Raw genomic sequence first — 26,962 nt, 5'->3', positions numbered from 1 at the left:
CCACAGGGCGCCCGCTGCCTTCGGAAACACGGATCGTTGCGCGCAGTTCCATCGGCACGTCTGCGCTATCCATTTTTGGCATTTCCAGCGCGACTGTCGTCAAACCCTTTGCGTCTGTGCGCCCCGTTTCGGACAGGAAGCGCGTGCGCGGATTGACGGGATAGTCATAACGTCCAAAGCGATACCCTTTAAAGCCCTTGAGCTCCCTCACCGCGCTTAAACGCACAGAGCCTTCAATCGGCAAGTTCGCGCCCGGTGCGCCAAACAGATAGCGCGCGGAAATGCTAAGGGGCGGGGTGTCGCCAATACGAATAGGGCTATCGGGAAGCGCGAGGTCAAAGTCGATGCGCTCTGGCAGAAAGTCCTCGACCAGCAGCTTCTGGCTGGCAAGCGCTGGCGCGTCCGGATCGGCCTTCATATCCAACGTCCAAGTGCCTCGCGGTACCGTTGTACCAAGCGGCAGCGCAAAGACATGCCCACCAGCGTCGTCGTTGCTTGAAAGCTGACGTGTGTATTCAACGCCGTCAGGGCGGGTCAGAATTGCGGTGATTGGCACTTCGCCCAACGCTTGCGCAGTTCCATCACGTGCCAGGGCGGTTGCATAGATCGTCTCCCCCGCGCGGTAAGCGCCGCGATCAGTGGTTAGGAACAGATCAATCGGGCCAGCAGGTTCGCGCCCTTCAACGCCGCGATCGGACAGGTCGAAAGCGGGCTCTGTTAAGGACATAAACGCCATATCTTCGTCGCCCAGCTTGGCCAGAACCAAAGCAGGCGCAGCGCCGCCTGTGCCGCGTGCAAGGCCAGCTGGAAAGCGCGCGTAGCCATTGGCATCCGTCATGGCGCTGCCAAGGACCCTGTTAGAGCGCGATAGTAGCGTGACCTCTACACCCTCTTTCGCCTTTGCGTCCGACAAGCCCCGCACAAAGGCATGGACGCCGTCAGCGCCCTTTAGCGTGCTCAGGCCAAGATCAGACAGGATAAACCACTGCGTCGCACCTGCGTTGTCATAAAGCGCAACACCCGGAACGCGGGCGGTAAGTGCGTAAAGCCCAGCAGGTAGGTCTTTAATCAGATCACCCATCGGCAGGCGCGTCGTCATATCGCGGTTCAGCTCGTTTTCGACCTGACCCTTGCCCGTCCAGATTTCCTCACCAATGTTGCGTTTGAACATTTCGTCTTCGTACTGGCTTAGCGGGCGACCAAACATATCTTCCTGCATGGTGCGTAGCACGTTGCGGTCACTTACACGGCGCAGCAGCAGGTCCACTTCGTCTAGATTGACCGTCTCAAGCGGAATGGCTGCATCTGCCGCCTTGGGCAAAACATAAGCACGGCCGGGAAACCGCGCCGCTGCGCTGCGATCCCCGACATAAAGCGTTAAAGGAACGTCCTTCACCAGTTTTTCGCCGCTCGCCGCAGGCAGGCCAGAGCGGAACGTCACCTGATAGCGCGCGCCATGTTCGACACCGTCGATACAAAGCTGCTGGCCATCTGATTGCACCACCAAATTCTGGTTCGGGAGCTTTACAAACGGCGCGTAATCGATGCCGACTTTCACAAGTGGCTCTGAAAACTCTGCGCAAATGCGTGGTGCCGCGGCGTCTTTGTCAACGCGATGTTCGGTAACGCGGAAACCGTATTTCGCGATTGCCTTATCAAGCGCTGCGATGATGTCATCGCGCGGCTGAATTGTTTCCGCAAGGCGCAGGGCCGGGATCATGTCGCGTCCTCGCCCGATCTGCTCCATCGCGTCGGCCATGATTTGCAATGCACTGACCTGTGCTGCCGCATTTGGCGCACGCAAATATGCGTTGCTTGCCGCGTTCATTGCGCGCTGACGGAACTTGCGGGTGTCAGAGCTGTTCTTGCCCTCTACCTCAAGCGCAAGGCGCGCATACTCGGCCCACATATCGCTTGCATCAGATTGGGCCGTCGCGGCGCCTTGCCAGTGCATCGCGCTCATCAGATTTTTCTCTGCACGGCGGTCACGTACCGCATCCAGCAGGACTTGCACGCTCCATTGACCGCCAGGATGTAGCTTACCCAAGCCCTCAGCCTGCGCACGCGCTTCAGCGCGATCCCTTTCAGTCAAAAACGCAAGGTCCTTGGCGCGTGTAGTCGCATCCTGCAACACCCGCGCATTGGCACGATAAACCTCGGCGGAAAACGCGCCTTCATAAGTTTGTTTGTCGCTGATGCCGCTCTTTGGAAAACAGGAATTGGAGCGTTGGTTAAACGTGAACGCAGTACACTGAGCGTTGCTAAGGCAGGCAATCTCGCAAGCCTCCAATGTGGTGTCAAAAAGATTGGTAAGATCAGCGCCGTAGAAATCAATATCCTTGGAATAGACCAGGCGTTGTTCTGGTATCAAATTGCTCTGAGCAAACGCGCTAGAGACAAACGAAAATGCGAGAATGGCTGCTATGATGACACGGCGCATGGAAAACTCCTTAAATCAATGTGGGTAGCGTGACACGCCCAGCGCGCATTTGGCAAGTTTTCTGCGCGGGAATTAAAGCAATCTTCACTTCCTAAGCGGATTGTCGCGGTAAACCTTAACCCTGATTCCTGTGATTGCTGCATGACGCTTGCGCATAAATTGTCTGAAGAACGCCGCGCGCGCCTCGCGGCAGAGCGTCTTTTAGAGATGAAAGAGGCAGAGCTTTTTTCTGCCAACCGCAAGCTGGGACGCCATGCGCGTGCGCTGTCCAACAGGATCGAGCAGACCGAGGCAGAGGTCGCCAATGTGCGCGATGAAAACAGGCAGGTGAAATCGGACCTGTCCGTCGCGCACCAAAAAATCGAGATCGCTGAACGTCGGCTCTGGCATTCTATCCGCACCATTCGCGACGGCTTTGCGTTCTTTAATGCAGACAATGAAATGGTCGGCGCGAATGACGCCTATCTCACCATTTTCGATGATCTTGAAGATATGAAGCCGGGCGTGACCTACCCTGAAATGCTGCTCATTCTTACCGAGGAGGGCATTGTAGACACTGAAGACCTTTCACCTGCCGAATGGCGCGCCTCTATGCTGGAACGGTGGAACGAACCCCAGCCCAAACCCCGCATAGTTCGGTTCTGGAACGGGCTATACGCCAAACTTATAGACGAACGCGGCCCGGATGGGGACGTGGTCAGTCTGGCGCTGAATATTACCGATACGATCCGCTATGAAAACCAGTTGAAGACCGCCCGCTATGAGGCCGAGGCAGCGAGCCGCGCGAAGTCGGCTTTCCTTGCCAATATGAGCCATGAAATTCGAACGCCGATGAACGGGATTGTCGGGATGGCAGACCTGCTGGCCGAAACGGGGCTTGGCGAAGAACAACAGCTTTTCGTAGATACCATCCGCAACTCTGGCGAGGCGTTGTTAACGATCATCAATGACGTTCTGGATTACTCCAAGATCGAAGCAGAGAAGCTGCAATTGCGCCCAACGGATTTTGATTTCGAGCAATGTATTCACGAAGTCATGCGCTTGCTTCAACCGACCGCGCGCGACAAGGGCGTGGCCTTGCTGATCGACTATGACCTGTTCCTACCGACCCAGCTTATCGGCGATCCTGGCCGTATCAGGCAAGTGCTGACCAATATCATCGGAAATGCTGTGAAGTTCACCACACAGGGGCATGTCCTTATTTCGGTAACGGGAAAACATGACAACGGTGATTGCAATTTGCACGTCACGGTTCAGGATACGGGCATCGGAATTCCAGCGGATAAAGTCGATCACATTTTCGGCGAGTTCAATCAGGTCGAGAACGAGAAAAACCGCCAGTTCGAAGGCACCGGGCTGGGTCTTGCGATCACCAAACGGTTGATTGAAATGATGGGCGGCCGCATTTGGGTTACGTCCGAAGAGGGTGTTGGCACCTGCTTTGGCTTTGAGGTCAATCTGAAGTGCGATCCTGAGAACGATCTAGACATCGTGAAGCCAAATATCGCGTCCGCCTTGGTGGTAGACAGTTCCGAAGTCACGCGTGGCGTTCTTGAAAAACAGATCGGATTATTGGGTATTTCCTGTAAAACTGCCAGCACGGTCGAGGCAGCGCTAAAGACGTTGGACAGCAGTATCGAGCTGGCCGTTCTTGATGACTTTCAGGGTGATATGGATGGTTTCGATCTGGCACATAAGTTGCGCGCGACGCATCCGGATTTACCAATCCTCTTGATGACATCAAATGCGGGCGTCGCCGAGGCTGATCCTGAAAGAAAGTCTGTCACAGCCGTATTGCAAAAACCGGTTCCGCGGCAGGTCCTGTTTCGGCATCTCATGTCGCTTAACGCCCAAACCTGCGAAATGGGTAAAGCTGATGGCGTGAGTTCACCGATGTTCGTGCATGCGCGACAAACAAGGATTGATGCGCCAGCCCCTATCGCGACGACAGGCGCGCGTGCGCTGCGTATCTTGGCGGCGGAGGACAACAAGACCAACCAGCTTGTCTTTAGCAAGATGCTTAAGTCCTTGGACATTGACCTTGCTTTTGCGTCCAACGGAATTGAGGCGGTCGAGCTTTTCCAAAGCTTCAAACCCGACCTGATCTTTATGGATATCTCGATGCCCAAAAAGGACGGGAAAGAAGCGACCGGTGATATCCGGGCGTTAGAGCGCGCAATTGGATCACATGTGCCAATCGTTGCAATGACGGCACATGCCATGGCAGGCGATCAGGACGCGATTATCGCGGCAGGACTGGATCACTACCTTACCAAACCCTTGAAAAAGGCGCTGGTGGTTGAACACATCACAAGCCTGAAAATCGAGGGCACGCGCCCCGTCCTTTCAGATCAGGACGGGTAATCGCGCAAGAATACAAACCGATCGCCTTCGCTCATATCTGCCTGATACGCATAGCCGCCGATGTCGAAATCCTTGATCGCGTCCGCGTCGCTCAAACGGTTCTGAATGATGTAACGCGCCATTGCGCCGCGCGCCTTCTTGGCAAAGAAGCTAACAATTTTCGCTTTACCATCTTTCAGCTCCATAAAGACTGGCGTGACAACGCGCAGCTTCAACGCTTTGGGTGCGACTGCGCCAAAATATTCCTGACTGGCGCAATTGATAAGCGTGTCTGTTCCCAGCGCTTCGCCCTGTGCGTTTAGCATCTTTGACAAATCCGTGCGCCAGTATTCATAAAGCGACGCACCGCGACGCGTTTTCAGACGTGACCCCATTTCCAGGCGATAGGGCTGAATAGCATCAAGCGGGCGGAGCAATCCGTAAAGGCCGGACAAAATGCGCAAATGCTGTTGCGCCCAATCCAATTCATCGGGATCCAGCGTAGCTGCCTCCAGGCCTTGGTAAGTATCCCCTGCAAAAGCCAGTGCAGCCGGACGGACAGCGTCATGCGCTGGTTCGGCCGCGAAACTTTGAAACCTGTCGCGGTTGAGACGGGCCAGATCGGGGCTTAGGTCCATCAGCTTTCGCAAGTCGCCCAAGGTCAGGTTCTTCGCGGTCTTCGCCAAACGCACGGCATCTTCTTGTAAGTCAGGCGCCGTCATTTCTACGTTGCGCTCGGCCCAATCCAATCGTTTCGCTGGTGAAATCACTACAAGCATGCTCGCCCCCTCGGTTGCCTGTTCTGGGACTTAGCTCGCTTCGCGCAGTACGTCCAGAAATGCAGCCCCAAATCTTTCGCTACGGCGCTCGCCAAGGATGCGTTCCAGCGCCATTTCGTCCTTTGGTTTTTGCGCTGCTATCTTGGCCAGCAAGGATGCCGAACAACTCAGCGGTTTGTCATGTCCTTCGCCGCCACGCGCCAGATCGGCCTGTACTTCAAGCAAGCGATCATAAAGCGTTCCGCTGTCACGCCCCGCCAGTTTGCGGCGCGCGGGATGAACGCTTTCAACTTCGCCATTGATTACTTCCAAAAACGCGTCGCCGTAGGTTTCCAGTTTTTTCGCACCAACGCCGCCCACGCGGGCCATGTCATCTAGCGTTCGCGGACGCGTTTGCGCCATCTCGATCAGGGTTTTGTCGTTGAACACGATGTAGGCTGGCACGCGAGCTGCTTCGGCCAAAGCGCGGCGCTTTGCTTTCAGTGCAGACAAAAGTGGCGCGTCTTCTTCGCTGACCAAGGTTTTGACGCTGGGTGAGTATTTTGCCGCTTTGCGAATGGTATCGCGGCGCAGGCGGATCGAAGCATCACCGCGCAATATTGGCAGAGCATCATCAGTCATGCGCAGGGCCCCGTGACGTTCGGGATCAGGACGCACCAGATCGTGCCCCATCATCTGGCGGAACACAGCCTGCCATTCGCGTTTTCCGTATTCCTTACCGACGCCAAATGTCGGCAATCCATCGTGGCCACGAGCGAGCACTTTTTCCGTCTCAACACCCATCAAGATGTCGATCAAATGCCCCGCACCGAAAAATTCATCCGTGCGCAGGATCGCAGACAGCGCTTTGCGCACTGCGGTTGTCCCGTCGAACACCTCTGCGGGCGCATCACACAAATCGCAATTGCTGCATTTCACATTGGTCTCACCAAAATAGGCAAGCAGGCTAGCGCGGCGACAATCAAGCGCCTCGGCCAGCCCCAACAATGCGTTCAGGCGTGCATGATCGGCCGCGCGGCGCTCTGGCGGGGCGAGGCCTTCGTCAATCTGGCTACGGCGCAAGCGGATATCATCAGCGCCATAAAGCGTCAGTGTTTCCGCGGGTGCGCCATCGCGGCCACCGCGGCCGATTTCCTGATAATAGGCTTCAATCGACTTGGGCAGATCAGCATGGGCGACCCAACGGATATCAGGCTTATCGACACCCATTCCGAAGGCAACAGTCGCGACGACTATCAGGCCATCCTCGCCCTGAAATCGCTTTTCAACCTCGCGGCGGGCATCGGACTCCATGCCTCCGTGATAAAAACACGCGCTGTGGCCAGCTTGGTTCAACGCGCTGGACAATCCTTCGGTCTTTGCGCGTGTGCCGCAATAAACGATGCCTGATTGACCCTTTCGGGCAGCTGCAAATGCAAGAATTTGCTGGCGTGGACCGTCTTTGGCGGCAAAGGCAAGATGGATGTTCGGGCGATCAAAGCCATGTAGGAAAGTCTGCGGCACCGCACCATCGAACAGACGCGCAGCAATTTCCTGACGGGTTTCTGCGTCTGCGGTCGCGGTGAAGGCCGCAATTGGCACGTTCAGCGCACGGCGCAGATCGCCGATGCGCAGATAATCGGGACGAAAATCATGACCCCATTGGCTAACACAATGCGCTTCGTCCACCGCGATGCGGCTAACACCAGCGCGGCGGAGCATGTTGATTGCGCCGCCAGAGGCAAGCCTTTCAGGCGCCATGTAAAGAAGCCGCAGCGTACCAGCGTCCAATGCCTCGAATACTTCGTTTGATTCTTCTTCGGTATTGCCAGAGGTTAACGCACCCGCCGCGACGCCGCTGGCCCTTAGCGCTGAAACCTGATCGCGCATGAGTGCGATTAGGGGCGAAATAACAACCGTAAGCCCGTCATCCATTAAAGCAGGAAGCTGATAGCATAGCGATTTACCGCCGCCCGTTGGCATGATCGCCAGAACGTTTTCACCGCTCGCAACGGCCTCTACGATTTCGCGCTGGCCGGGGCGAAAGGCGTCAAATCCAAAAACGTCGCTAAGAAGCGAGGCGGCGCGGTCCATGGGATGTCCTGTAATGGCATTGATCTGCTCTTACTGGATATGTCCCATAGGTTAACAACTCACACAAGATGCAGTGTTAGTAGAATGCCGAGATGTTGTTCTGAAGAATGATACGCAGAGCATAAACACCGACCAGCGCAACCAGCGGCGCAAGATCTATTCCAGCCATATTAGGCAGGAAGCGGCGGATACTGGAATAAACAGGGTTAAGCAAACGCTCTAGTCCGTACCAAAATTGTGCGACAAGCGGTTGGTTGAGATTGAGCACTTGGAAATTGATTAGCCAGCTCATGATGACATGCGCGACGATAATGAACCACGCAATATCAAGGATCAGCAACAAAATTTGGAAAATGGACAACATAGACGGGCTCCGATTTGCAGTTGCCTTCTAGGTAGTCGCGACAGCGCGCCGCGACAAGTGCCGCCGCGTTGTGACTTGACGCTGCACTGCGGCATGTCCAGATGGCGTCAAAAGGAACCTTCTGCCATGTACCCAGTTTTTCGTATGTTCAAAGCCCTGTGGATTGTGCGGAATGCAGCGCCGATCGAGCTAACCGAAACGCATGTGTCGCAGCATCGCTGCTGGCCTTGGGACATCGATCTTTGGATGGAATTGAACAACGGGCGCACGCTAACCCTGCTTGATCTGGGGCGTCTACCGCTTGCGAAACGCGCAGGTTTAATGGCCACGCTACGTGCGCAAAAATGGGGCATGACGGTCGCCGGCGTTTCAGCACGGTATCGCCGCCGCATTCGAACGTTTGAACCCTTTGAAATCAGATCGCGCGGCATTGGGTGGGACGACAAGTTCATCTATTTGGAACAATGCATGGTCAAACGTGACGGCGAGGTCGCCAATCACGTGCTTTACCGCACTGCGGTCACGGATGAGACGGGTATTGTCGCCCCTGCACGCGTGTTGAAAGCGATGGGGCGCGAAATGCCATCGCCGCCGCTACCCGAATGGGTCGCAAACTGGATAAAAGCAGAAGCAACACGCCCCTGGCCGCCAATGCAGGACGATAAAGCAATCTAAAAGCAGGATTGTCTTGCGCCTGCACCCCAAGCGCTGTTCTATCCTGCCAAACGGGGGATTGAACGCATGACAGACACAACGCTACGCAAGCGTATTTGGGGCTGGTACTTTTTCGATTGGGCAAGCCAGCCTTATCATACGGTTCTTAACACCTTTATCTTTGGTCCCTTTTTCGTAGCGATTGCCGCGACCTATTACCTTAATCAGGGTCAGATCGAAGGCGTTGCTGACGCAAACGCCCAAGCAATGTGGGCCTGGACCACTGCGTTAATCGGTTTAATCATTGCTTTCTCCGCTCCGATTTTTGGCGCAATGGCCGATAGCTCAGGCCGCAAAATGCCATGGATCGTGGGCTTTAGCGCGATGTATGTTCTAGGGGCTGCCGCGCTGTGGTTCACAGCTCCGGATGCAAGCAATCTGTTCTGGATGTTGGCTGCCTTCGGCATTGGCTTTATTGGCGCTGAATACGCATTGATCTTTACCAATGCGCAGCTGCCTGGGTTGGGCACGCGTGAGCAGATCGGCAAGATTTCCGGCTCTGGATTCGCGTTCGGTTATCTTGGCGGCGTCATCTCGTTGGCAATCGCACTGCTTTTGCTTGTTGAGCAAAGCAACGGCAAAACAATCGCGGGATTGGACCCCCTATTTGGCCTTGATCCAACAGGCCGCGAAGGCACGCGCGCAACGGGGCTATTCGCTGCGCTTTGGTTCGTCCTGTTTATGATCCCCTACTTCCTATGGGTGCGCGAAGTACGCACCGATCAAGTCAGATCCAGTTTCTCGGCAGCGGCGGCGCAGGTTGTTACGTCGGTCAAAGGGCTTAAACATCGCAAGTCTCTCAGCTTCTTTTTGATAAGCTCCATGTTCTATCGCGATGCATTGAACGGGCTTTACACCTTTGGTGGTGTGTATGCGAAACTCGTGTTGGATTGGGAGGTCACGCAGATCGGCGTTTTCGGTGTGGTTGCCGCCATTGGTGCTGCCATTTTCAGCTATATCGGCGGTTTTGCAGATCGCCGCTATGGTCCTAAACCCGTGGTCATATTTGCAATTCTTGTGCTGATCCTCGTCAGCTTAACAATTGTTAACGTTACGCCAGAAACAATCTACGGCGTCGCGGTCGAGGCAGGAACAACTGACCTCGTGTTTATCGTTTGTGGCATTCTGATCGGCGGCATGGGCGGGATGCTGCAATCTTCCAGCCGCTCTCTTATGGTGCGTCATACGGACGAATCCACTGCGACCGAATATTTCGGTCTTTATGGTCTGTCCGGCCGCGCCACAGCCTTCCTTGCACCGCTCCTGATTGGCATCCTCACGACAATCACTCAAAGCGCGCGCTTGGGTGTGTCCCCAGTGGTCGGGCTTTTCATTATCGGTCTGTTGCTGTTAGCCTATGTGCATAAAAACGGAGATCACAAATCATGATGCGCCTTGTTGCCTTTGTTCTGAGTATCCTAATTGCATTGCCGCTTTCTGCCGCCCCGGAAGCAAAACAGTTGTTCGGCGCGGTCAAAAAGGGGTCTGCACAGCGCCCCGCCCCCATTGGTTCCTATGCCAAGGGATGCGTCGCGGGAACAGTACAACTGCCGGAAACAGGGCCAACATGGCAGGCTATGCGCTTGTCGCGCAATCGCAACTGGGGACATCCCGAAACGATCGACTTCATACAAAAGCTATCTGCAAAGGCGGCGCGCTTGCCGGGTTGGAAGGGTCTTTATATCGGCGATATCAGCCAGCCACGCGGCGGCCCGATGCTAACGGGACACCGCAGCCATCAGATTGGCCTGGACATTGATATCTGGATGTTGCCCCCAACGCGTCTGAACCTGTCACGCCGCGAGCGCGAAAACATAAGCTCGATCTCGCTACGCCGTGCCAAGGGCGCTTACGTCAACGACAAATTCACGCGCCAACATATGGAAGTGATGAAAGCCGCAGCGCAAGACCGGCGCACGGCCCGCATTTTCGTCTTTCCCGGTGCTAAAGTTGCCATGTGTAATGCCGAAAAGGGCAATCGAAACTGGCTACGCAAAATTCGCCCATGGTACGGACATCACTACCATTTTCACGTCCGCCTTGCCTGCCCAAGGGGCGCACGCGGTTGTGTCGATCAAGCTCCGCCACCAGCAGGTGACGGCTGCGCAGATGCGCAAAAGTGGGTGAACGACATTTTGAATCCACCAAAGCCAAAGCCGCGCGATCCGAACGCACCAAAGCCTAAACCGAGACGTGAATATGTGCTCTCTGATTTGCCCCAGCAATGCGCAAACGTCTTGCAATCGCGCTAGCACTTTGCGGCGCACTGTTTGCTGAAACACTTATCGCCGCCCCGCGCGCGGATGTGATTGCACAATTCGTTTGGGATGTTGACGTCGATGGCTTTGGCGGGCTTTCGGGGCTTGAGGTGGATGAGAAAGGGTCGAATTTCACTGCAATCAGCGACACGGGCGTGATTTACAAAGGCGCGTTTGTGCGCGACGGCAAAGGCGTTGTCACTGGTGCCAAGCTTCTAGAATCCCGTGCGTTGCTGTTTGAAAATGGCAAGCGGCCCGAAGAAAAGCGCAAACGCGATACCGAAGGATTGGCGGCCTCAACGCCGACAGGAATCTACATTTCAGCCGAATCCAGTCCGAGGCTGCTGCACTACAAAACGCACGATGCGACGCCGGACAGCGCGAAACTGCCCAGCATTGACGCACAAGCACCCACGAACATGGGGTTTGAAGCACTGGCGCGCTCACCCGAAGGATTGCTTGTGGCGCTGCCAGAGCGTTCGGCCAGCATTCGAGCGCCGTATGACGTTTTCAGGCAAACCGGCAAAGGCGATTGGGAGGTCATCTATCGCTTGCCCAGACACGGAGGGTTTCGCCCTGTTGGCGCAGACTTTGGCCCCGACGGGCATCTTTACGTTCTGACGCGAGCGTTTAGCGGCTTTGCATTTGCCTCGCGAATCGAGCGGATTATCTTTGAAAATACAGTGCCAATTGCGCACGAGACGCTCTTTACTGGACGCTTCGGGCAAACCGATAACCTTGAAGGATTGGCAACTTGGCAAGCAGGTCCAAACGATCTGCGGCTTTACGCGATTTCGGACGATAATTTCAGCGCCGCGCAATCAACCGAAATTGTTGAATTTGGGGTGCAAGATTAGCTTGCGTCCGTTTGTGGCTGGGCCTAAATGTCGCCCGTTCCCGATTCTGGGACCAAGTCGCCGCAACCTTGTCAAAACGGGCAGAACATTATGACACGTAAACACCTTCCGGGCATTTTCGCTATGGCGGCCATTGTGGTCGCTTCCAATATTTTGGTTCAGTTCCTCTTTGGCGAGTGGCTGACATGGGGTGCCTTCACCTATCCTCTGGCTTTTCTCGTCACTGATCTGATGAACCGCATCTACGGGGCAGGCCCTGCACGTCGGGTCATCTTCGCTGGCTTTGTTGTTGGTGTGCTTTGCTCGCTTATCGGTACACAAATTCAGGGCGAGTTTGGTCCGCTTGTGACCTTCCGCATCGCGCTGGCTTCTGGCACCGCGTTCCTGATCGCGCAGATGCTGGACGTTTCGATCTTTAACGCATTGCGCAACGGCACATGGTGGCGTGCTCCTTTGGTTTCGTCGATTATCGGCGCTTCTGTTGATACGCTGCTGTTCTTCACAATCGCGTTTTCCAGTGTCCTTATCTTCCTAGAGCCAGCGAACGATGTGAGCTGGGCGAATGAAGCGCGTCCGATGCTTGGGTTTGGTCCGATCGCACCTTTGTGGGTCTCACTTGCTGTTGCCGACTTGGGTGTAAAGCTGTCCTTGGCCCTTATCGCCCTTGTTCCATTCAGAGCAATCGTATCACGCTGGCAGCAACGCCAGGAACCGCAGCACTAGATTTTGCTTTGCGGATGAAAGATTTCATGCAAACCTCTTCTTGAATGCAACAAAGCGAGAGGAGGTGATCCAGTGTCTAAAGAGGTATTGGAGTATGGCGTCGGGACAATTTGTGAGGTGAGCCGTTAGCGGCAGACCCTAGCGGGCAAGCCCCGTACAAATGGCAAAAGCCTTACCGGCTTCGCCTCCGAAACTCGAAATTAGGGCCGTTCAGATTTGGGCGGCCCTTTTTGCGTCTTGCCGCGCGTCGTGGCATGAAAGGGCTATGTTGCAAATCACGCCAACCCTAGAGATTGCCGATTGGGAACTCACCGAAACCTTTACGCGCGCCTCCGGGCCGGGTGGGCAGAACGTGAACAAGGTTTCTACGGCTGTCGAATTGCGCTTTGAGGCAGAGCGCTCACCAAGCCTTAGCGGGCCGGTGAAGACCCGATTGAAGCGTTTGGCAGGGCGGCGTTGGACCCAAGATGGCGCCCTTATCATCCGCGCGGAAGAGGAACGTAGCCAAGCCCGGAACCGCGCAATCGCACGCGATCGCTTGATTGAGCTTATTCGCAAGGCGCTTGTCGCCCCCAAACGACGGATCGCAACACGCCCTACACTTGGCAGCAAAAAACGCCGGCTAAAGACCAAGAAAGAGCGCGGCGAGGTAAAAGCCCTGCGTGGCCGTGTCTCTGGAGACGACTAAGGTTTACACGATCACATCTTGCAAGGATTGATCCCCAACCTCGAAGACACGTTTGTAGCGCTCGATTTCTTTTGCTGGCCCCATCGCCTTGCGCGGGTTGTCCGAAAGCTTGACCGTTGGGCGGCCGTTCGCCTCTACCGCTTTGCACACGATAGAAAACGGGTTGAGCCCCTGTTCAGGCACAAGTCCGCGGAAATCGTTGGTAAGCAAGGTCCCCCAACCAAAGCTGACACGGACGCGGCCACGGAACTGGGAATGCAATTCGATGATCTTTTCGACATCCAGACCATCAGAGAAAATCACCAGCTTCTCGCGTGGGTCTTCGCCGCGTGATTTCCACCACTTGATCGCAATCTCTGCGCCTGTTGCAGGATCGCCTGAATCAATTCTTATCCCTGTCCAACCTGCCAGCCAGTCCGGTGCGTTGTCCAGAAAACCCTGCGTGCCATAAGTATCAGGCAGGATAATGCGCAAATTGCCTTCGTGCTCGTCCTGCCAGTCTTCCAAAACCTGATAGGGCGCTTGACGCAAAGCCGCGTCACTTTCTGCCAGCGCGGAATAGACCATCGGCAGTTCGTGCGCATTGGTGCCGATTGCTTCGATATCGCGCTTCATCGCGATTTTGCAGTTGGATGTGCCCACGAATTTTCCACCCAGCCCTTCCTGCATCGCCTGAACGCACCAATCCTGCCACAAGAACGAGTGCCGGCGGCGCGTACCGAAATCGGCAATACGCAATCCATCAACAGCGCGCAGTGTTTCAACCTTTTCCCAAACCCGCGTCATCGCGCGGGCATAAAGGACCTGAAGTTCGAATTTGCCCATGCTGTCCAGCACTGCACGGCTCCGCATTTCCATCAAAACGGCAAGTGCTGGAATTTCCCAAAGCATGACCTCGTGCCATTTGCCCTCAAACGTCAGCTCGTATTGGCCGTCGCGCTTTTCCAGATGGTAGTCGGGCAGGCGGAGGTTTTCGAACCATTCCATAAAGTCGGGTCGGAACATCTGGCGTTTGCCATAGAACGTATTACCGCGCAGCCAAGTGCTTTCGCCCCGACTTAGCGAAAGTGAGCGGATGTGATCCAATTGCTCGCGCAGCTCACCCTCGTCTATCAATTCGGCCAAGCGAACGGATTTGGTTCGGTTAATCAGACTGAACGTCACATTGGTATCCGGATGGTTACGGAAAACCGACTGGCACATCAGCAGCTTGTAAAAATCGTCATCAATCAGCGAGCGAACGATCGGATCGATCTTCCATTTGTGATTCCAAACACGCGTTGCAATATCCAAAACTGTTCCTCACCTGCGATTGCTTGTCTTTGATACGTTAAGTTTCAAGTCGGATCAAAGCTGATTTGTCTGCATCGCGGCGCTGAACTCGGATAGCTTGCCAAGCAAGTCGGCTTTCTTCACGGGTTTCGCCAGGAAATCATCCATTCCTGCCTGGAAACAAGCCTCGCGGTCACTGGCAAATGCATTGGCCGTCAGCGCAATTATGTGAGGTTGATTATGCTTTCCCGCACGGATGCGCTGCGTCGCTTCCAACCCATCCATTTCAGGCATCGACATATCCATAAAGATCAAATCTGGCATGCGCTCCTTCGTGTACTCTACTGCCTCGCGCCCGTCGTGTGCAAAACAGATTTCAACGGGCAGGCCCTGTAGATACTTGGCGATCAGAAATCTATTTGTCTTGTTGTCTTCCGCGATCAGAATCGACATTGGCGAAATTTCACTAGCAACGGCCACGCGTGCCGGTGAGCGATCACTTCCGCGATGCGGCTTGCCCATTTCCAGCTCAACAGAAAATGTAGAGCCCTCGCCGAGCGTCGATATCACAGAAATACCTCCGCCCATATGCTCAGCCAACTGTTTCGAGATCGAAAGCCCAAGGCCCGTTCCGCCAAATTTTCGCGTTGTCCGCCCGTCCGCTTGTTGGAATTTCTCAAAAATTTGCGCGATGCGTTTCTGATCTATACCGATCCCGGTATCCTTTATATCAATGGCAATCCGATAGTTTTCACCAACTTCCAGAACACGCGTTATCAAAGTAACGCCGCCTTGTGATGTGAACTTTATCGCATTTCCGATCATATTCAAAAAGATCTGCCGCACACGCCCGTCATCACCGATCACTTGGATTGGCAGCGGCTGTTCTTCAACGACATCGAGATAGATACCTTTTTCATGCGCTTGCGGTGCGCAAAGCTCGACAGCACTCGAAAAGCATGCGCGCAAGTCAAAAGCGACTGGATCAATCGTCAGCTTTCCAGCGTCCAGCTTGGAGAAATCAAGAATATCGTTGATAATCGCAAGCAATGCGGCGGCAGACTCCTTGATCGTCACCACATATTTTTGAACCTCGCCCGGCAGCTCATGTTCGGCCAGAAGGTCAGACAGACCGATAATTCCGTTCATCGGAGTCCTGATTTCATGGCTCATCGTCGCTAGGAATTCGGACTTTGATTTCTCTCCTCGTTCGGCAAGAACTTTCGCTTCAGCCAGCTCTTTTTCGTGTTCCTTGATGGCCGTGATATCGCGCTCGATGGCGACGACCATCTCTATAGTGCCGTCGCTATGTGCTATCGGCACAATGTTGGTTTCCACCCAGATCTTCTTGCCGTCTTTTCGCCGATTCAAAATTTCTGTTCTAATCGGCTTGCCCTGTTGAACATGGACTTCAATCGCGCGCGACGTCTCTTCACACGTCTCTACGTCATTCAATAATTCGGAAGGAAACTGACCTATTGCCTCTTCGCTGCTAAAACCTGTGATCTTGGTAAACGCCTCATTAACCCAAGAAATTTGCCCGTTTGCATTGGAAATGACGATGCTGTCGTTGGCATGCCGCGCAACAAGCGCAAAACGGCGCGCTTCTTCCTGCGAAAGTCGTTTTTCCTTGTCAGATAATTCCAGCGCCTGCGAGGTTGCCAAAATTTGCTGTGAGCTACGGGTATATCGTTCGTGACTGCCGACTATATATTGCAAAACGATTACAACAACATAGCACATCAGCAGCATGGAAACCGTTTCGGACAGATAGGCGTTTAACCCTCTGTCCCAGTTCAAGAGCTGGTGCATCGCTGCGCTCGTCAGCACCAATGCATAAACGATTAACCGGGCTGACGCGCTCGCCTTGTGATAAGGCCAGACCAGACCCGCATTGAGCGCCGCGGACATCAAAAACACCAACGCGAAATGGACCCCGGTTTCGCCAAGTGGAGCAAACCATGCCAGCAAGATACAGATCGAAATACTAATGGCTTGAAGGGTTGCTGTCACGCTTGCCCATACACTGACACCACTTAATGCACGGCCTTTTTCGAGCGCATTGAGTTGAAATCGCAAGTTCGCGCAATCAATCAACTCACCAATCAATGCGATCACGCCCGCAGCGAGACCAATAGTTGGCGTCGCCATAAGGGCCAGATAGGCCGAGCCGATACCTGTCAGTAACTGGCGCTTCCAAAAATGGGCAATCCGACCACGCGCGTAGCGACGAAATCGCTCGCGTGGCTGATCGCGCCAAGGCGATGTGGCGCTATGCTTTGAAATTGACTGGGCCATCCCCTGCTTCTCGCGACACTGCTTGCAGGGGTTCTCGCTTAGAAACCTTAACGAATCGGCTAATTATTCATCATTTCAAAACAACTTTCGCATCGAGCATCGCTTTTTCTGCCTCGCCCAAGCTGCCGTTCAGATCAATCGCGCGACAGGCCGTCGAAATCACTGTTGTCCCATAGCCAAGGCGACGCGCATCCAGAGCTGTGAACTGAACGCAAAAATCCAAGGCAAGGCCAACAAGAACCACATCTGTAACGTTGCGGGTTTTTAAATAGCCGTCCAAACCCGTCGGCGTCGTTTGGTCGTTTTCAAAGAACGCCGAATAGCTGTCGATGTGGGATCGAAAGCCCTTGCGCACAATCATATGTGCGCGATCCGCCGCGAGATCGTGATGAAACTCCGCGCCTTTTTGCCCATGAATACAATGATCTGGCCATAATACCTGCGGACCATAGCTGGCCTGAATAACATCATACTGCGATGCGCCGGAATGATTGCTCGCAAAGGACTGATGGTTTGCCGGATGCCAATCCTGTGACAGAACGATCGTATCGAAGTCTGACATCATCGCATTTACAGGCGCAATAATCTCGCTCCCGCCGGGCACTGCCAGGGCACCACCTTCGCAAAAATCGTTCTGTACATCGATAACTATCAGGGCAGATGAACTAGACATTTTTTCTCCTAGAATTGGCGCTGCGGCACTAAGCCCTTCTTTACGCCACTTGCCTAGCACGGTCAAAATCCGATAATCCCTCGCGCATGTTTACAATCGCTGCACTTTATCACTTTGCCCCCGTTTCCGATCTCCCCAAGATGCAAGAGATCATCAAGGCGAAATGCGAATCCTTTGGCATCAAAGGAACGCTTTTGCTTGCTCACGAGGGGATTAACGGCACCGTCGCTGGAACTGCTTCTGGCATCGAGTCTCTATTGGCATTTCTCACTGGTCTGAATGAATTTACAGGCCTTGACTGGAAGTTGAGCCACAGCCCTGACGAGCCATTTGGCAAACTGAAGGTCAGGTTGAAGCGTGAGATCGTCACGATGGGACAGCCCGACGTCGACCCCCTGGGCGCAGTTGGCCACTACGTAGAGCCAGAAGACTGGAACGAACTTATCAAATCCGACGATGTTGTGGTTATCGACACCCGTAATGACTATGAAGTTGCAATCGGAACATTTGACGGCGCGATTGACCCTAAGACCAAGAGTTTCCGAGAGTTTCCAGCATGGTGGGAAGCCAACAAAGCGCGCTTTGAGAACCAGCGCGTCGCCATGTTTTGTACCGGTGGTATTCGCTGCGAAAAATCGACGAGCTTTTTGAAGGGCCAAGGTATTGATGAGGTCTACCACCTCAAGGGCGGCATTCTGAAGTATCTGGAAACGGTGCGTCCGGAGGAAACCACTTGGAACGGCGAGTGCTTTGTTTTCGATGGTCGGGTTTCAGTTGGTCATGGGTTGAAAGTCGGACCGCACAAACTTTGCTTCGGTTGCCGTCGCCCGATTATGCCTGAAGATGTAAAGCACAAGCACTTTGAGCTCGGGGTGTCATGTCACCAATGCTTTGGCGAAACCAGTGATGAAGACAAAGCAAGGTTTCGCGAAAGGCAAAAGCAGATCGAGCTAGAAAAAAAGCGAAGCAAAGCCGCCACAACCGGCTAGAACAGCCTTTCTTAGCGCACTACAAATTCCGCATGTAGCGCGCCCGCAGCTTTGATACTTTTCAAGATATCGATCATATCGCGCGGCGATACGCCCAAAGCGTTTAGCCCTGCAACGACCTCGGAAAGCGATGTGCCGCCTCGCAATTCAGCAAGGCCGATACCCTCTTCCTCTTCCAAGCCAACTTCGGTTCTTGGGACGACCACTGTTTCGCCCTGGGAAAACGGATTTGGCTGTTGAACCAAAGGTTGTTCTTGAATCCGGATCGTCAGATTTCCTTGCGAGATCGCCACGCGCGAAATGCGTACATCTTCTCCCATCACAATCGTTCCCGAGCGTTGATCTACAACAACTTTTGCCTTGCGCTGCGGCTTAACGAGAACGTTCTCCAATTGACTGATTGCATGCGCTGGTGACTTGGCGCGCGTTCGATCAAGATCAATTGCCACTGTGCCTGAATCTGTCATTTCGGCCACGCGGCGACCAAAGGCGCGGTTAACCGCATTTTCAACGCGTCTTGCGGTGGTGAAGTCCGGTTCGCGAAGGGCAAGGCGCAGTATCTTCAACCCTGCAAAATCAAAGTCCACTTCGCGCTCGACGCGGGCACCAGACGGAATTGCCCCGGAGGTTGGCACGCCTTGGACAACGGCCGCCCCATCCCCTTCGGCAGCGGCACCGCCTGCAATAATGGTCCCTTGTGCAACCGCATAGATCTGACCATCAGCGGCATTGAGGGGGGTCATAATCAACGTGCCGCCCAGCAGACTTTTCGCATCGCCAATTGCTGAAACAGTCACATCGATTGATCCACCTGCCCGCGCAAATGGGGGCAGCTCTGCTGTTACAAAAACCGCTGCAACGTTTTTGGGGCGAAACTGCTCGCCAGTGATATTGACGCCAAGCCGTTCGAGGATGTTCGACATGATCTCTTCGGTAAAAGGCGCATTACGAATGCCGTCGCCCGTCCCGTTCAGCCCAACAACAAGACCATAGCCGACAAGATCATTTCCGCGCACGCCGTCAAAACTCACCAAATCCTTGATTCTGATGCTATTGGCATGGGCCTGCGCGCACAGAAACAAACTTAGCAACACTGCTGCTATGGCGCGTTTCATCGCAGATACTCCAACAGGCTCATTTGGGCGGAACGCGCGGTGAGCATGTATATTTTTTCTAACTGTAACTCGGCTTCTTGCAACTTACTGGCCGTTTCGTATTGATCGATGCCTAGCGTTTGCGCCCTTAGCAGCTCGGCGGTCGATATCTCGGCACCCGCCTGAACCAATCCGCCTGCGATTTCGGATTCGGTATGCCCAAGCGCTGCTTGTAACTGGGTGATCTGCCCATCCGCAGCGCGCAATCCATTCGTGGCTTGCTGCAATACTGCTGATTTGTTTTCACGTGACAACGCAAGGTCCTGATCCGTTGCCAAGCTGGCCATTATCAGGTTCTGCAAAGTTCCTTTTATCGCTGGATCATCCGCACGAAGGCCTTCCGTAAGTGTGCGATTGCCGTCGATCCTAATCGTGCCTGACGGCTCTTCGCTTCCCAAGTACGCTACCGCTGGGAATCCGTTGACTGTGTCATCCATCCAAGCCTGAACCGATGAAATCACGTCGCTGACAGTGACTGCACCCACAACTGCTGCCTTTACAGAAGCAAGAATCGTATCTGTATCCGCGATGGCTGGACCATCGCTTGCAGCTCCCGCAAACAGAGAATGCCCCGCGGATTGCATGTTCAAATGCGCCAGCGCCTGATCTAATGCCGACTTTGCATGCGCCGATGCTGAATCCAGCCCCGCCGTTGTCCCGGCCGTTAGGGCCAAGCTGGTGTTATTTGCCAAGTCCGTCACGCTTTGTGACAGCGTATCCAGGACGGTCTGTTTCGCTTGAATGCGTGTCATCGCCTCTGCAAGGGTTTTTTCCCGAACTTGCGAGGAAGCGATTGAGCGCTCCCAGCCCATTTGAGCCGAATAGTCATGCCTTAGCGCGCCACCAACATCAGAGGTTATCCCTGTCGTCAATTCCTGAGAAAGTCGCATCATCGTACGCTTGGCTTGCAGATTGGAGTGGCTCAACATCATGCTGCTCGCAAGGTCGCCAATTGAGTTAAACGGCATCAGTTAATCCTCATGATAGTTGCAAGCATTTCGTCGATAGTTTGGATGACCTTCGCATTCGCAGCGTAATTCGTTTCGATCAAAAGCAGTTTTTGCAGTTCAGCGTCGGTATCCACGCCGTTTTGCATCTGCAAAAGATCCAGCTGTTCGTAACGCGCACTGGCAAAGCTTTGCTCTTGCGCAAAGCTCGAAGAGACCTGTGAGGCCGTTGAGATTAGCGAAGCGCTGTGGTCAAATACAGAGCCTTGCAACGGGGATTGCTGTGCCAGTGACGCAACCATGTCTGTGACAAAGGACGAATAGCCCGCCGCCGCTTCTGAAGGCGCGTTCATCCCGCTACGCAAACGCCACAGATTCCCGCCTTGCGCCGGATCGGCCAGCGCATTGATCTCAAGCCTGCCGGCAAGGCCAAGCTGATCGGACACATCAACCCGCGCACCGTCATCCGTGAACAGCCCCGGCGCACCAGCGACCGTGCCAAGATCACCAGGCAGGTCATGAAACCGCCCGGCGAGATCAAGCGCAAAGGCGTCAACACGATCTTGCGCGTCGGGTGCAATTGTATCGCGTACTTGAAACAGCGCTTGCAACCGGCCGCCAGAAAGTGGGCCAGTATTAGAACCCAGATCCAGTTTCTCGCCATCCAGCTCCAACGCATTCAATTGGGCATTCTCGATGCTCATATGCGGCAAAATCTGATTTGTGCGGGTGAATTCGAAAGTAACTGCGCTGTTTTCGATCAGCATCATGCCATTGCCAGTTACAAGAGAAACAGCGCCCTGCGCCCTAGGCATTTCGCGGACCGGTACAAGTTCACTGACTTGGTCAATCAGGGTTTGACGTTCGTCGAGCAAGGTATTTGCATCGCGCCCATTCACATTTGCGGAAACGATCCGCTCGTTGAGCATCGCGATCTGCTGTAGGCTTGTATTAAGCGTTTCTACCCCCGTAGCGATTTGACGATCGGCGGCAAGCCGCTCTGCCTGAATGTGGTTTTGCGACGCATTCAACCTTCGGCTCAATACGCTTGCTGTCGCCAGGGTATCACGCAAGCGTACTTCCGAATTTGGCTCGCTTTCCAGAAAGCGGAGCGACGCGTCAAACTGGTTCAGATGCGCACTGATTGAGTAAGGGTCGTCAGGTAATCCAATGACTTGTTCCAGCGTATCTGTAACGCGCGCACGCTCTGATGACAGTGCAAGGCTTGATTGCGCATTGCGCCGGTCTGAAAGCAGCGCAGCATCAACAAAACGATTGATACCAGATACGAAAACGCCGCCGCCCTGCGCCCCACCAAGTTCAATTTCGCGCCGCGCGTAGCCTTCGTTCAGTGCGTTGGCCAAGTTGGACGACACAAGTTGTGCCGTGCGCGATGTGACCGACAGACCCGAAAGTGCATTTGAGAGTGAACTTGATAGGCTCATAATCTTACCCCTTTATTCTAGCGCTTGATGTTTGTCGTTTCCTGAAGCATCTCATCAACGGTTTGAATGACCTTTGCGTTGGACGTGTAGGCCCGCTGGGTCTGGATCATTGAGGTCAGTTCGGCAGCGACGTCTGTCGCGCTTTCTTCACGTGCGTAGGCAACGATGTCCCCTGTCGGACCATCGCCTGCATTCCAAAGGAAAAACGATCCACTATCGGGCGAAGGAAGGTAGGTTTGGTTGTCGAGTGACACCATCCCATTGGGGTTTGGCACATCAACAAGCGGCACCTGATAGATGGTGCGCGTGATGCCCGTATCAAAGAAAGCGTGAACAAAGCCGTTCGCATCCACTTCAACACCAGTCATATTACCAACCGGCGAGCCGTCCTTCGAAATTGATACGGGGGCAAAGCTATCCGAAAGTTGGGTCAAGCCGTCCGAGCTGCCAGCGCGCCCGACATTTAATTCGAGCGGGCCACCAGCAACAGTAACAATCATAGCGCCCGTCGATGGATCATATGCTCCACCGCTGATCGTAGTTACCGATTGCAGCGTCCCGCCAGAGGTTCGGCTATCGTCAAAAACAAGCGTGTATTCACCAATAACTGCATCGTTCTGCGCAGTATCTTTCAGGGTCAGCGTCCATTCATTCGACGTCCCGCTGGCCAAAACGGTAGGGGAAAACTCCATCTTAACGTTCTCGGATGTTCCAAGGTTGTCATAGTACTCGATCGAGAGTTGTTGCAGTTCTCCCGGTGAACCTTCCTCCGTTTGTGTCGCAGGAAGGTTAACGGCAACATCAATCGCGGTTGTCGGCTCCCCCGTGAACTGATTGACGTTCAATTTGACAGGCTCTAGCGCGTCTTGGGTATCACGCGGATAGGCGGGGATTGAGCCATCGGGCAAGGCTGGCCAGCCCATCAACACCATTCCAGAGGGGGATTTCAGATAACCATCTGCATCCATCCGGAACGAACCCGTGGTCGACAGGAACATTTGCGGTGACCCGTTATTCCCCTCAATTTCCGACGCGAGCGCCACGGGCAACAAGCCACCCCCGCGCACCGCGAGATCAGTTGGATTCGACGTCGAAACCAGTGATCCGCGCTGATCGATCAAACGCTGAGTTGTGGTGCGCACACCCCCCGCCGAATAGGTCGCCCCGCGCGAAGAAATCACCATAGAATGAAAGTCGGCCGTCGCACGCTTGTATCCATAAGTAGATGCGTTCGAGATATTGTCAGAGATTGTGCCCAATCGCGTCGCATTCGCGTTAAGCCCTGCTACGCCCGCGTTCAGTGATGAAGAAATTGTCATGCTCAGCCTTTCTGTGCCGCCTCGTTGCAGCACAGATAGGGAACAGAGTTTAAGACTCGCCTAACATTTCAAATTGTCGGTGTTTTCTATTCCTCAATCAGGAAAACGAACTCGATCCTGTTGTTCCTGACAGAAAGCGGGTCAGCCTCAACCAGATGCGTGTCTGCATTGCCCGTGATCCTGTCAAATCGAGACTGGTCAATCCCTGCAAGCGCAAGGTTTCTACGAACAGTTAAGCTACGTTGCATCGTTTCTCGCCAAGGGTCGGTGTTGGCGCGAACAATAGGTTCTGTCCGTACATGCGATTTGATCGCAATGCTGTTCTTTGACCCCAGCGCAACCTTTGTAATTTGCCTGATGAGGTCATCGAGCACAGGCATCGGACGGCCTTTTGTGTCAAACAATGCGCGTTCGGGCAGATCGAAGATTTCGATCACGACGCCTTCGTCAGAAATGCGCGACACAACGTGTTTCATTGCATTTTCGAGTAGATCGCTTTCGCCACCACCACCAACTAGCGTCGCGTTTAGCGTTTCAAGAAGCTCTTCCGCCTCGCTTGAACCGCCCGATTGCTTCGCGGCCAACTCCTTTGCCACAACCCAGGGCTCTTTCGTTCCGGACGACCCCGTCCCGGACTTGGCCAATGTGTTCTCTGAGAAGATTGAATCACCGCCGAATGCGCCATCACCACCGCCAGAAATTCGGTTGATCGGTATTGTCGGATTGAAATAATCCGCGATTCCTTTTCGTTGTTTTTCCGTTGTTGCATTCAACAGCCACATCAACATGAAAAACGCCATCATTGCAGTCACGAAGTCTGCATAAGCAACTTTCCAAGCACCGCCATGGTGCCCGCCGCCGCCAACGACCTTTTTCCGTTTGATGATAACCGGCGCAACTGCATTAGCCGTCGCCATATCCACCACCTATTTTTTCACCCAAAAGGAGGTTAGCATCGCAACTCTTAACGAAGGCTCTACAATTACATTTGTTATGAATTAGACCCCAAGCCCGCCGTCGTCCTTCACTATAACGACGCTAGGTTCAAAGGCGGCATCGCCTGGAAGATGCATCACATTGTGAATAAAGCGCGCAGGCTCTGACGGGCTGAGGTTCTTAAGCTGCCAAGGTGCAAATCGCCACCACGCCGAGCGTAGCATTGGCGAAATCAGCTCAGGCTGTAGCCGCCATTTTTTGATCACCGCAGGATTGCCAGCAACCACAGCGAAGGGAGGAACGTCTTTCACAACGACCGATTTTGCCGCGATGACAGCACCATCACCGATTGTGACCCCCGCAGCGATATAAGCCCCATGTCCGACCCAGACATCATTGCCGATGTGCGTTACGCGCACTTGGGTCGCCGGACCAGAAGCCACGGTATTATCCTTATGAAATTCCTCCGCCCCGGTGAATCCCCGACCTACGTCAAAGAACTTATCCCTTAGATAGAAAGAAGGACTGGTCGAAGACCATGTCATCGGGTGGTTCTGGCGACCGATCTGCACCTCTTCGCCAATCGAACAATAACGCCCTACGCGCGCTGCAAATGCATACCCCGACACATGGTAGGAAAATGCGCCCAGCTCTAACGAATGGTGGTATTCCGTCCATTTCAGACTACTGGGTGCCTCTAGCTTGGAGCCAATTGGTACCTTGACCTGCTTGGCTGGGTTACGCGGCAAAACCTCTATTCCGACTTCTTTTAGGGCCGGAATTGCTACGTTTACCGTTTGTGCCATGCGCAAGCACCTCCTGAATGTGAAGCAGTAGTTTTCGAGGCTCGTCACAGTAGCGCAGCGGAATGACATGCCCGTTCTGTGCACAAGCCACGGCATCACCTTGCGCGCCAAGATCAAATGCGAAAACAGGAAGACCCGTCGCGAGCGCCTCGTGCGTGGTGTAGGAAAAGGTTTCGGGCCAAATGCTGGGAATGAGCCAAGCCGATATGTTGTGCCGCTCTGCAAGCGCCGCAATCTCGCTGCGTTTATATGCGCCTGTTTCGACAAAGTCCTGCCCAAGCGGGAATTGCGGGTCGGCGCGGCCAACGATGACAACGCTCTGAAAGTCGCTTTTCATAATGTGCTCTGACATTTTGCTAAGAACCTTCGCTCCCTTTTGAATGCCAATATCGCCAAGAACGCCAAGAACGCCAAGAACGCCAAGTGATTGGTTACCGTTCGGGCCTATCGGACAAACTGCACCCACTGGCGCAATCGCATGGGGAGCAACGCTGATCTGCGTATTCAAGCGAGGGAAGGCATCGGCCATTAACGTCGCGCTATCGTTCGAAAAGCAAACGATCTGTTCGGATACTTCAAGCAGCTTTCGCCAGTTTTCACGCCAGACTTTATTACTGATCTTACCCCGCGTTTGTCCTAGAAAGTCATGACGTTGGTCGCGCGTTTCTTGCGTTGGGAGTCCTTGGAATTTGTTATTTGAATCCAACAGGCAATAGGATGGGCTAACGGCAAAATAATCGTGCACGAGAAACGTTAAACGGGCCGTTTCAACCTGCTTTAGCGTCAACACGGTTTCGATCAGATCAAGCGGATCAGGATCCCCAACAGCGCAGGAATATATCAAGCTGCGCATCTTGATAGGGCACAGCAGCCGGTGAAGAAGGGCTGTATCATCCGTATCGCCGTAGATCATTCCTTGCGGGGTATGTACCTCAACCCGCCACCGCAAAAGTCCGCCGACCCGCAGAACGATCGCTGCGCAGTTTCTATCGGAATGCTCCGCCAGTTTTTCCTGCAGGTAAAGCTCTGCACCGCCGCCGAGAGAATGGGCAATATAGATAGAAACACTGTTCTGCGTGGCGGCTAAACACGTGATCGCCGCATAGAGTCGCGCGCTGCGAAGTGGGTCCTCTGCAATAAAGCGCTGCACAGATTGATCGAAGGCCGGATGCCGTTTGGAAACGATTTTATTATTTCTGGCAATCGCCGCGCGCTTTGCTGCACTCCCGAAAGAGGCCCCGCCGCGATGTTCGACAAAGAGATTCGGTTGGCACATATGAAGCCCGCCCAGCGACGTTGCTTTCTGACACCAATCGACTTCCTCGCCGTAGCCTTTTCCAAAGACCGGATCAAAGCGCGGCGTTTTTCGCAAGAAACTAGTATTGATCGCCATGCAGAACCCGACACCCGTGGGCGCTTCTTTATAGGCAAAGGCGGAAATCTGATTGCTCAGCCGTGCGTCGATTTGATCGGCAACCCCCGCTTCAAGCTGCGAGGATTGGCATATCAGCGGTGCCGAAAAAATCTCAGCGTCGTTCGACAAGGGCGTTACCGTCGCAACGCGAGGGTTCTTTAAGATTGGCAACACAAGACGCTGGGCCCAGTCCTTTGGCACTAACGCGTCTGAATTCAGCAGAACCACATGGTCACGGTGCTCTAACGCGCGCGCAAAGGCCTTGTTGACGCTACCGATAAAGCCGAGATTTGTCTCATTCTCTATCAAATCAACCTCGTGCCCAAGGTGACGTTGTTCGTCACACCAAACCCGTAGCATTGGACGCACCCTTGCGTCGGTCGAGCAATCCTCAATGAGTATCAAACGCCATGGTAAATCCGTGTGTTGGGCGACACGTTGCAAAGCGCTTTGCAGCACATCAAATGCGT

Annotated in this window: 22 protein-coding genes; 8 read left to right on the top strand and 14 right to left on the bottom strand. The window is 54.1% G+C overall.

The window, feature by feature from the left end:
* Positions 1-2,440: MG2 domain-containing protein (locus WBC85_RS09320; protein ID WP_424435751.1), on the bottom strand; the 2,440-nt coding region annotated here is incomplete at its 3' end.
* Positions 2,441-2,581: 141 nt separating this feature from the next.
* Here WBC85_RS09320 and WBC85_RS09315 point away from each other — a divergent pair.
* Positions 2,582-4,804 (top strand): response regulator, encoded by a 2,223-nt coding sequence (locus tag WBC85_RS09315; protein ID WP_424435748.1) that lies wholly within the window; start codon positions 2,582-2,584, stop codon positions 4,802-4,804.
* Here the strand turns inward: WBC85_RS09315 and yaaA are convergent.
* From yaaA to WBC85_RS09300, 3 genes are all read right to left on the bottom strand, one after another.
* Positions 4,792-5,562: a peroxide stress protein YaaA gene (yaaA, locus tag WBC85_RS09310; protein WP_424435745.1), complete on the bottom strand. Its 771-nt coding sequence runs from the start codon at positions 5,560-5,562 to the stop codon at positions 4,792-4,794. The two genes, WBC85_RS09315 and yaaA, sit on opposite strands and share 13 nt — an antisense overlap.
* Positions 5,563-5,592: 30 nt before the next feature.
* Positions 5,593-7,635, bottom strand: coding sequence for a DNA helicase RecQ (recQ, locus tag WBC85_RS09305; RefSeq protein WP_424435742.1), 2,043 nt, complete (start codon positions 7,633-7,635; stop codon positions 5,593-5,595).
* Between the two features lie 76 nt (positions 7,636-7,711).
* Positions 7,712-7,999 carry a YggT family protein gene (locus WBC85_RS09300; protein WP_424435739.1) on the bottom strand — a complete coding sequence of 96 codons (288 nt, stop codon included), beginning with the start codon at positions 7,997-7,999 and terminating at the stop codon, positions 7,712-7,714.
* 126 nt (positions 8,000-8,125) lie between these two features.
* On the opposite strand from WBC85_RS09300, the gene WBC85_RS09295 reads away from it, so the two are divergent.
* The 6 genes from WBC85_RS09295 (at position 8,126) to arfB (ending at position 13,239) form a co-directional block, all read left to right on the top strand.
* Positions 8,126-8,674: an acyl-CoA thioesterase gene (locus tag WBC85_RS09295; RefSeq protein WP_424435736.1), complete on the top strand. Its 549-nt coding sequence runs from the start codon at positions 8,126-8,128 to the stop codon at positions 8,672-8,674.
* 66 nt (positions 8,675-8,740) lie between these two features.
* Entirely contained in the window at positions 8,741-10,102 is a 1,362-nt protein-coding gene (locus WBC85_RS09290) for an MFS transporter (RefSeq protein WP_424435733.1), read from the top strand.
* Complete coding sequence (gene mepA, locus WBC85_RS09285) at positions 10,102-10,965, top strand: penicillin-insensitive murein endopeptidase (protein WP_424435754.1); 864 nt, start codon at positions 10,102-10,104, stop codon at positions 10,963-10,965. The genes WBC85_RS09290 and mepA overlap by 1 nt, the downstream gene beginning before the upstream one ends.
* Positions 10,938-11,828 (top strand): esterase-like activity of phytase family protein, encoded by an 891-nt coding sequence (locus WBC85_RS09280; RefSeq protein WP_424435730.1) that lies wholly within the window; start codon positions 10,938-10,940, stop codon positions 11,826-11,828. Before mepA ends, WBC85_RS09280 begins: the two co-directional genes overlap by 28 nt.
* Positions 11,829-11,918: 90 nt before the next feature.
* On the top strand, positions 11,919-12,551 hold the full coding sequence (locus WBC85_RS09275; protein WP_424435727.1) for a queuosine precursor transporter: 633 nt from the start codon (positions 11,919-11,921) through the stop codon (positions 12,549-12,551).
* Positions 12,552-12,816: 265 nt separating this feature from the next.
* On the top strand, positions 12,817-13,239 hold the full coding sequence (gene arfB, locus WBC85_RS09270; RefSeq protein ID WP_424435724.1) for an alternative ribosome rescue aminoacyl-tRNA hydrolase ArfB: 423 nt from the start codon (positions 12,817-12,819) through the stop codon (positions 13,237-13,239).
* 3 nt (positions 13,240-13,242) lie between these two features.
* Here arfB and pncB read toward each other — a convergent pair whose 3' ends face one another.
* The 3 genes from pncB to pncA form a co-directional block, all read right to left on the bottom strand.
* The gene (pncB, locus tag WBC85_RS09265) at positions 13,243-14,532 is read right to left on the bottom strand and encodes a nicotinate phosphoribosyltransferase (RefSeq protein ID WP_424435721.1); all 1,290 of its coding nucleotides are present in this window, start codon (positions 14,530-14,532) and stop codon (positions 13,243-13,245) included.
* 54 nt (positions 14,533-14,586) lie between these two features.
* Positions 14,587-16,809: a response regulator gene (locus WBC85_RS09260; RefSeq protein WP_424435718.1), complete on the bottom strand. Its 2,223-nt coding sequence runs from the start codon at positions 16,807-16,809 to the stop codon at positions 14,587-14,589.
* Positions 16,810-16,879: 70 nt separating this feature from the next.
* Entirely contained in the window at positions 16,880-17,482 is a 603-nt protein-coding gene (gene pncA / locus WBC85_RS09255) for a bifunctional nicotinamidase/pyrazinamidase (RefSeq protein ID WP_424435715.1), read from the bottom strand.
* An 86-nt stretch (positions 17,483-17,568) separates the two neighbouring features.
* On the opposite strand from pncA, the gene WBC85_RS09250 reads away from it, so the two are divergent.
* Positions 17,569-18,471 (top strand): rhodanese-related sulfurtransferase, encoded by a 903-nt coding sequence (locus WBC85_RS09250; RefSeq protein ID WP_424435712.1) that lies wholly within the window; start codon positions 17,569-17,571, stop codon positions 18,469-18,471.
* Positions 18,472-18,482: 11 nt separating this feature from the next.
* Here WBC85_RS09250 and WBC85_RS09245 read toward each other — a convergent pair whose 3' ends face one another.
* The 7 genes from WBC85_RS09245 to WBC85_RS09215 form a co-directional block, all read right to left on the bottom strand.
* Positions 18,483-19,586 carry a flagellar basal body P-ring protein FlgI gene (locus WBC85_RS09245; protein ID WP_424435709.1) on the bottom strand — a complete coding sequence of 368 codons (1,104 nt, stop codon included), beginning with the start codon at positions 19,584-19,586 and terminating at the stop codon, positions 18,483-18,485.
* Complete coding sequence (locus WBC85_RS09240; protein WP_424435706.1) at positions 19,583-20,593, bottom strand: hypothetical protein; 1,011 nt, start codon at positions 20,591-20,593, stop codon at positions 19,583-19,585. Before WBC85_RS09240 ends, WBC85_RS09245 begins: the two co-directional genes overlap by 4 nt.
* Entirely contained in the window at positions 20,593-22,017 is a 1,425-nt protein-coding gene (flgK, locus tag WBC85_RS09235) for a flagellar hook-associated protein FlgK (protein ID WP_424435703.1), read from the bottom strand. Before flgK ends, WBC85_RS09240 begins: the two co-directional genes overlap by 1 nt.
* A gap of 17 nt (positions 22,018-22,034) precedes the next feature.
* Positions 22,035-23,336, bottom strand: a complete 1,302-nt coding sequence (locus tag WBC85_RS09230) for a flagellar hook protein FlgE (RefSeq protein ID WP_424435700.1) — start codon at positions 23,334-23,336, stop codon at positions 22,035-22,037.
* A gap of 86 nt (positions 23,337-23,422) precedes the next feature.
* Complete coding sequence (locus WBC85_RS09225; protein ID WP_424435697.1) at positions 23,423-24,253, bottom strand: flagellar motor protein MotB; 831 nt, start codon at positions 24,251-24,253, stop codon at positions 23,423-23,425.
* Positions 24,254-24,334: 81 nt separating this feature from the next.
* Complete coding sequence (locus tag WBC85_RS09220) at positions 24,335-25,078, bottom strand: CatB-related O-acetyltransferase (protein ID WP_424435694.1); 744 nt, start codon at positions 25,076-25,078, stop codon at positions 24,335-24,337.
* On the bottom strand, positions 25,011-26,962 hold a 1,952-nt coding region (locus WBC85_RS09215), incomplete at its 5' end, for a glycosyltransferase (RefSeq protein ID WP_424435691.1). The genes WBC85_RS09215 and WBC85_RS09220, both read right to left, overlap by 68 nt.

The organism is Planktotalea sp. (assembly GCF_049680325.1).
Taxonomy (GTDB): Bacteria; Pseudomonadota; Alphaproteobacteria; order Rhodobacterales; family Rhodobacteraceae; genus Planktotalea.
This window is presented reverse-complemented; position numbering and strand designations above follow the sequence as displayed.

What these genes read in the sequence shown, in the direction of transcription:
- pncA (WP_424435715.1), bottom strand. Translation starts at nt 17,482, where the DNA reads ATGTCTAGTTCATCTGCCCTGATAGTTATCGATGTACAGAACGATTTT.
- WBC85_RS09280 (WP_424435730.1), top strand. Translation starts at nt 10,938, where the DNA reads ATGCGCAAACGTCTTGCAATCGCGCTAGCACTTTGCGGCGCACTGTTT.
- WBC85_RS09225 (WP_424435697.1), bottom strand. Translation starts at nt 24,253, where the DNA reads ATGGCGACGGCTAATGCAGTTGCGCCGGTTATCATCAAACGGAAAAAG.
- flgK (WP_424435703.1), bottom strand. Translation starts at nt 22,017, where the DNA reads ATGAGCCTATCAAGTTCACTCTCAAATGCACTTTCGGGTCTGTCGGTC.
- arfB (WP_424435724.1), top strand. Translation starts at nt 12,817, where the DNA reads ATGTTGCAAATCACGCCAACCCTAGAGATTGCCGATTGGGAACTCACC.
- WBC85_RS09300 (WP_424435739.1), bottom strand. Translation starts at nt 7,999, where the DNA reads ATGTTGTCCATTTTCCAAATTTTGTTGCTGATCCTTGATATTGCGTGG.
- WBC85_RS09245 (WP_424435709.1), bottom strand. Translation starts at nt 19,586, where the DNA reads ATGAAACGCGCCATAGCAGCAGTGTTGCTAAGTTTGTTTCTGTGCGCG.
- WBC85_RS09295 (WP_424435736.1), top strand. Translation starts at nt 8,126, where the DNA reads ATGTACCCAGTTTTTCGTATGTTCAAAGCCCTGTGGATTGTGCGGAAT.
- yaaA (WP_424435745.1), bottom strand. Translation starts at nt 5,562, where the DNA reads ATGCTTGTAGTGATTTCACCAGCGAAACGATTGGATTGGGCCGAGCGC.
- WBC85_RS09260 (WP_424435718.1), bottom strand. Translation starts at nt 16,809, where the DNA reads ATGGCCCAGTCAATTTCAAAGCATAGCGCCACATCGCCTTGGCGCGAT.
- WBC85_RS09230 (WP_424435700.1), bottom strand. Translation starts at nt 23,336, where the DNA reads ATGACAATTTCTTCATCACTGAACGCGGGCGTAGCAGGGCTTAACGCG.
- WBC85_RS09240 (WP_424435706.1), bottom strand. Translation starts at nt 20,593, where the DNA reads ATGCCGTTTAACTCAATTGGCGACCTTGCGAGCAGCATGATGTTGAGC.
- WBC85_RS09275 (WP_424435727.1), top strand. Translation starts at nt 11,919, where the DNA reads ATGACACGTAAACACCTTCCGGGCATTTTCGCTATGGCGGCCATTGTG.
- WBC85_RS09315 (WP_424435748.1), top strand. Translation starts at nt 2,582, where the DNA reads ATGACGCTTGCGCATAAATTGTCTGAAGAACGCCGCGCGCGCCTCGCG.
- recQ (WP_424435742.1), bottom strand. Translation starts at nt 7,635, where the DNA reads ATGGACCGCGCCGCCTCGCTTCTTAGCGACGTTTTTGGATTTGACGCC.
- WBC85_RS09220 (WP_424435694.1), bottom strand. Translation starts at nt 25,078, where the DNA reads ATGGCACAAACGGTAAACGTAGCAATTCCGGCCCTAAAAGAAGTCGGA.
- mepA (WP_424435754.1), top strand. Translation starts at nt 10,102, where the DNA reads ATGCGCCTTGTTGCCTTTGTTCTGAGTATCCTAATTGCATTGCCGCTT.
- WBC85_RS09290 (WP_424435733.1), top strand. Translation starts at nt 8,741, where the DNA reads ATGACAGACACAACGCTACGCAAGCGTATTTGGGGCTGGTACTTTTTC.
- WBC85_RS09250 (WP_424435712.1), top strand. Translation starts at nt 17,569, where the DNA reads ATGTTTACAATCGCTGCACTTTATCACTTTGCCCCCGTTTCCGATCTC.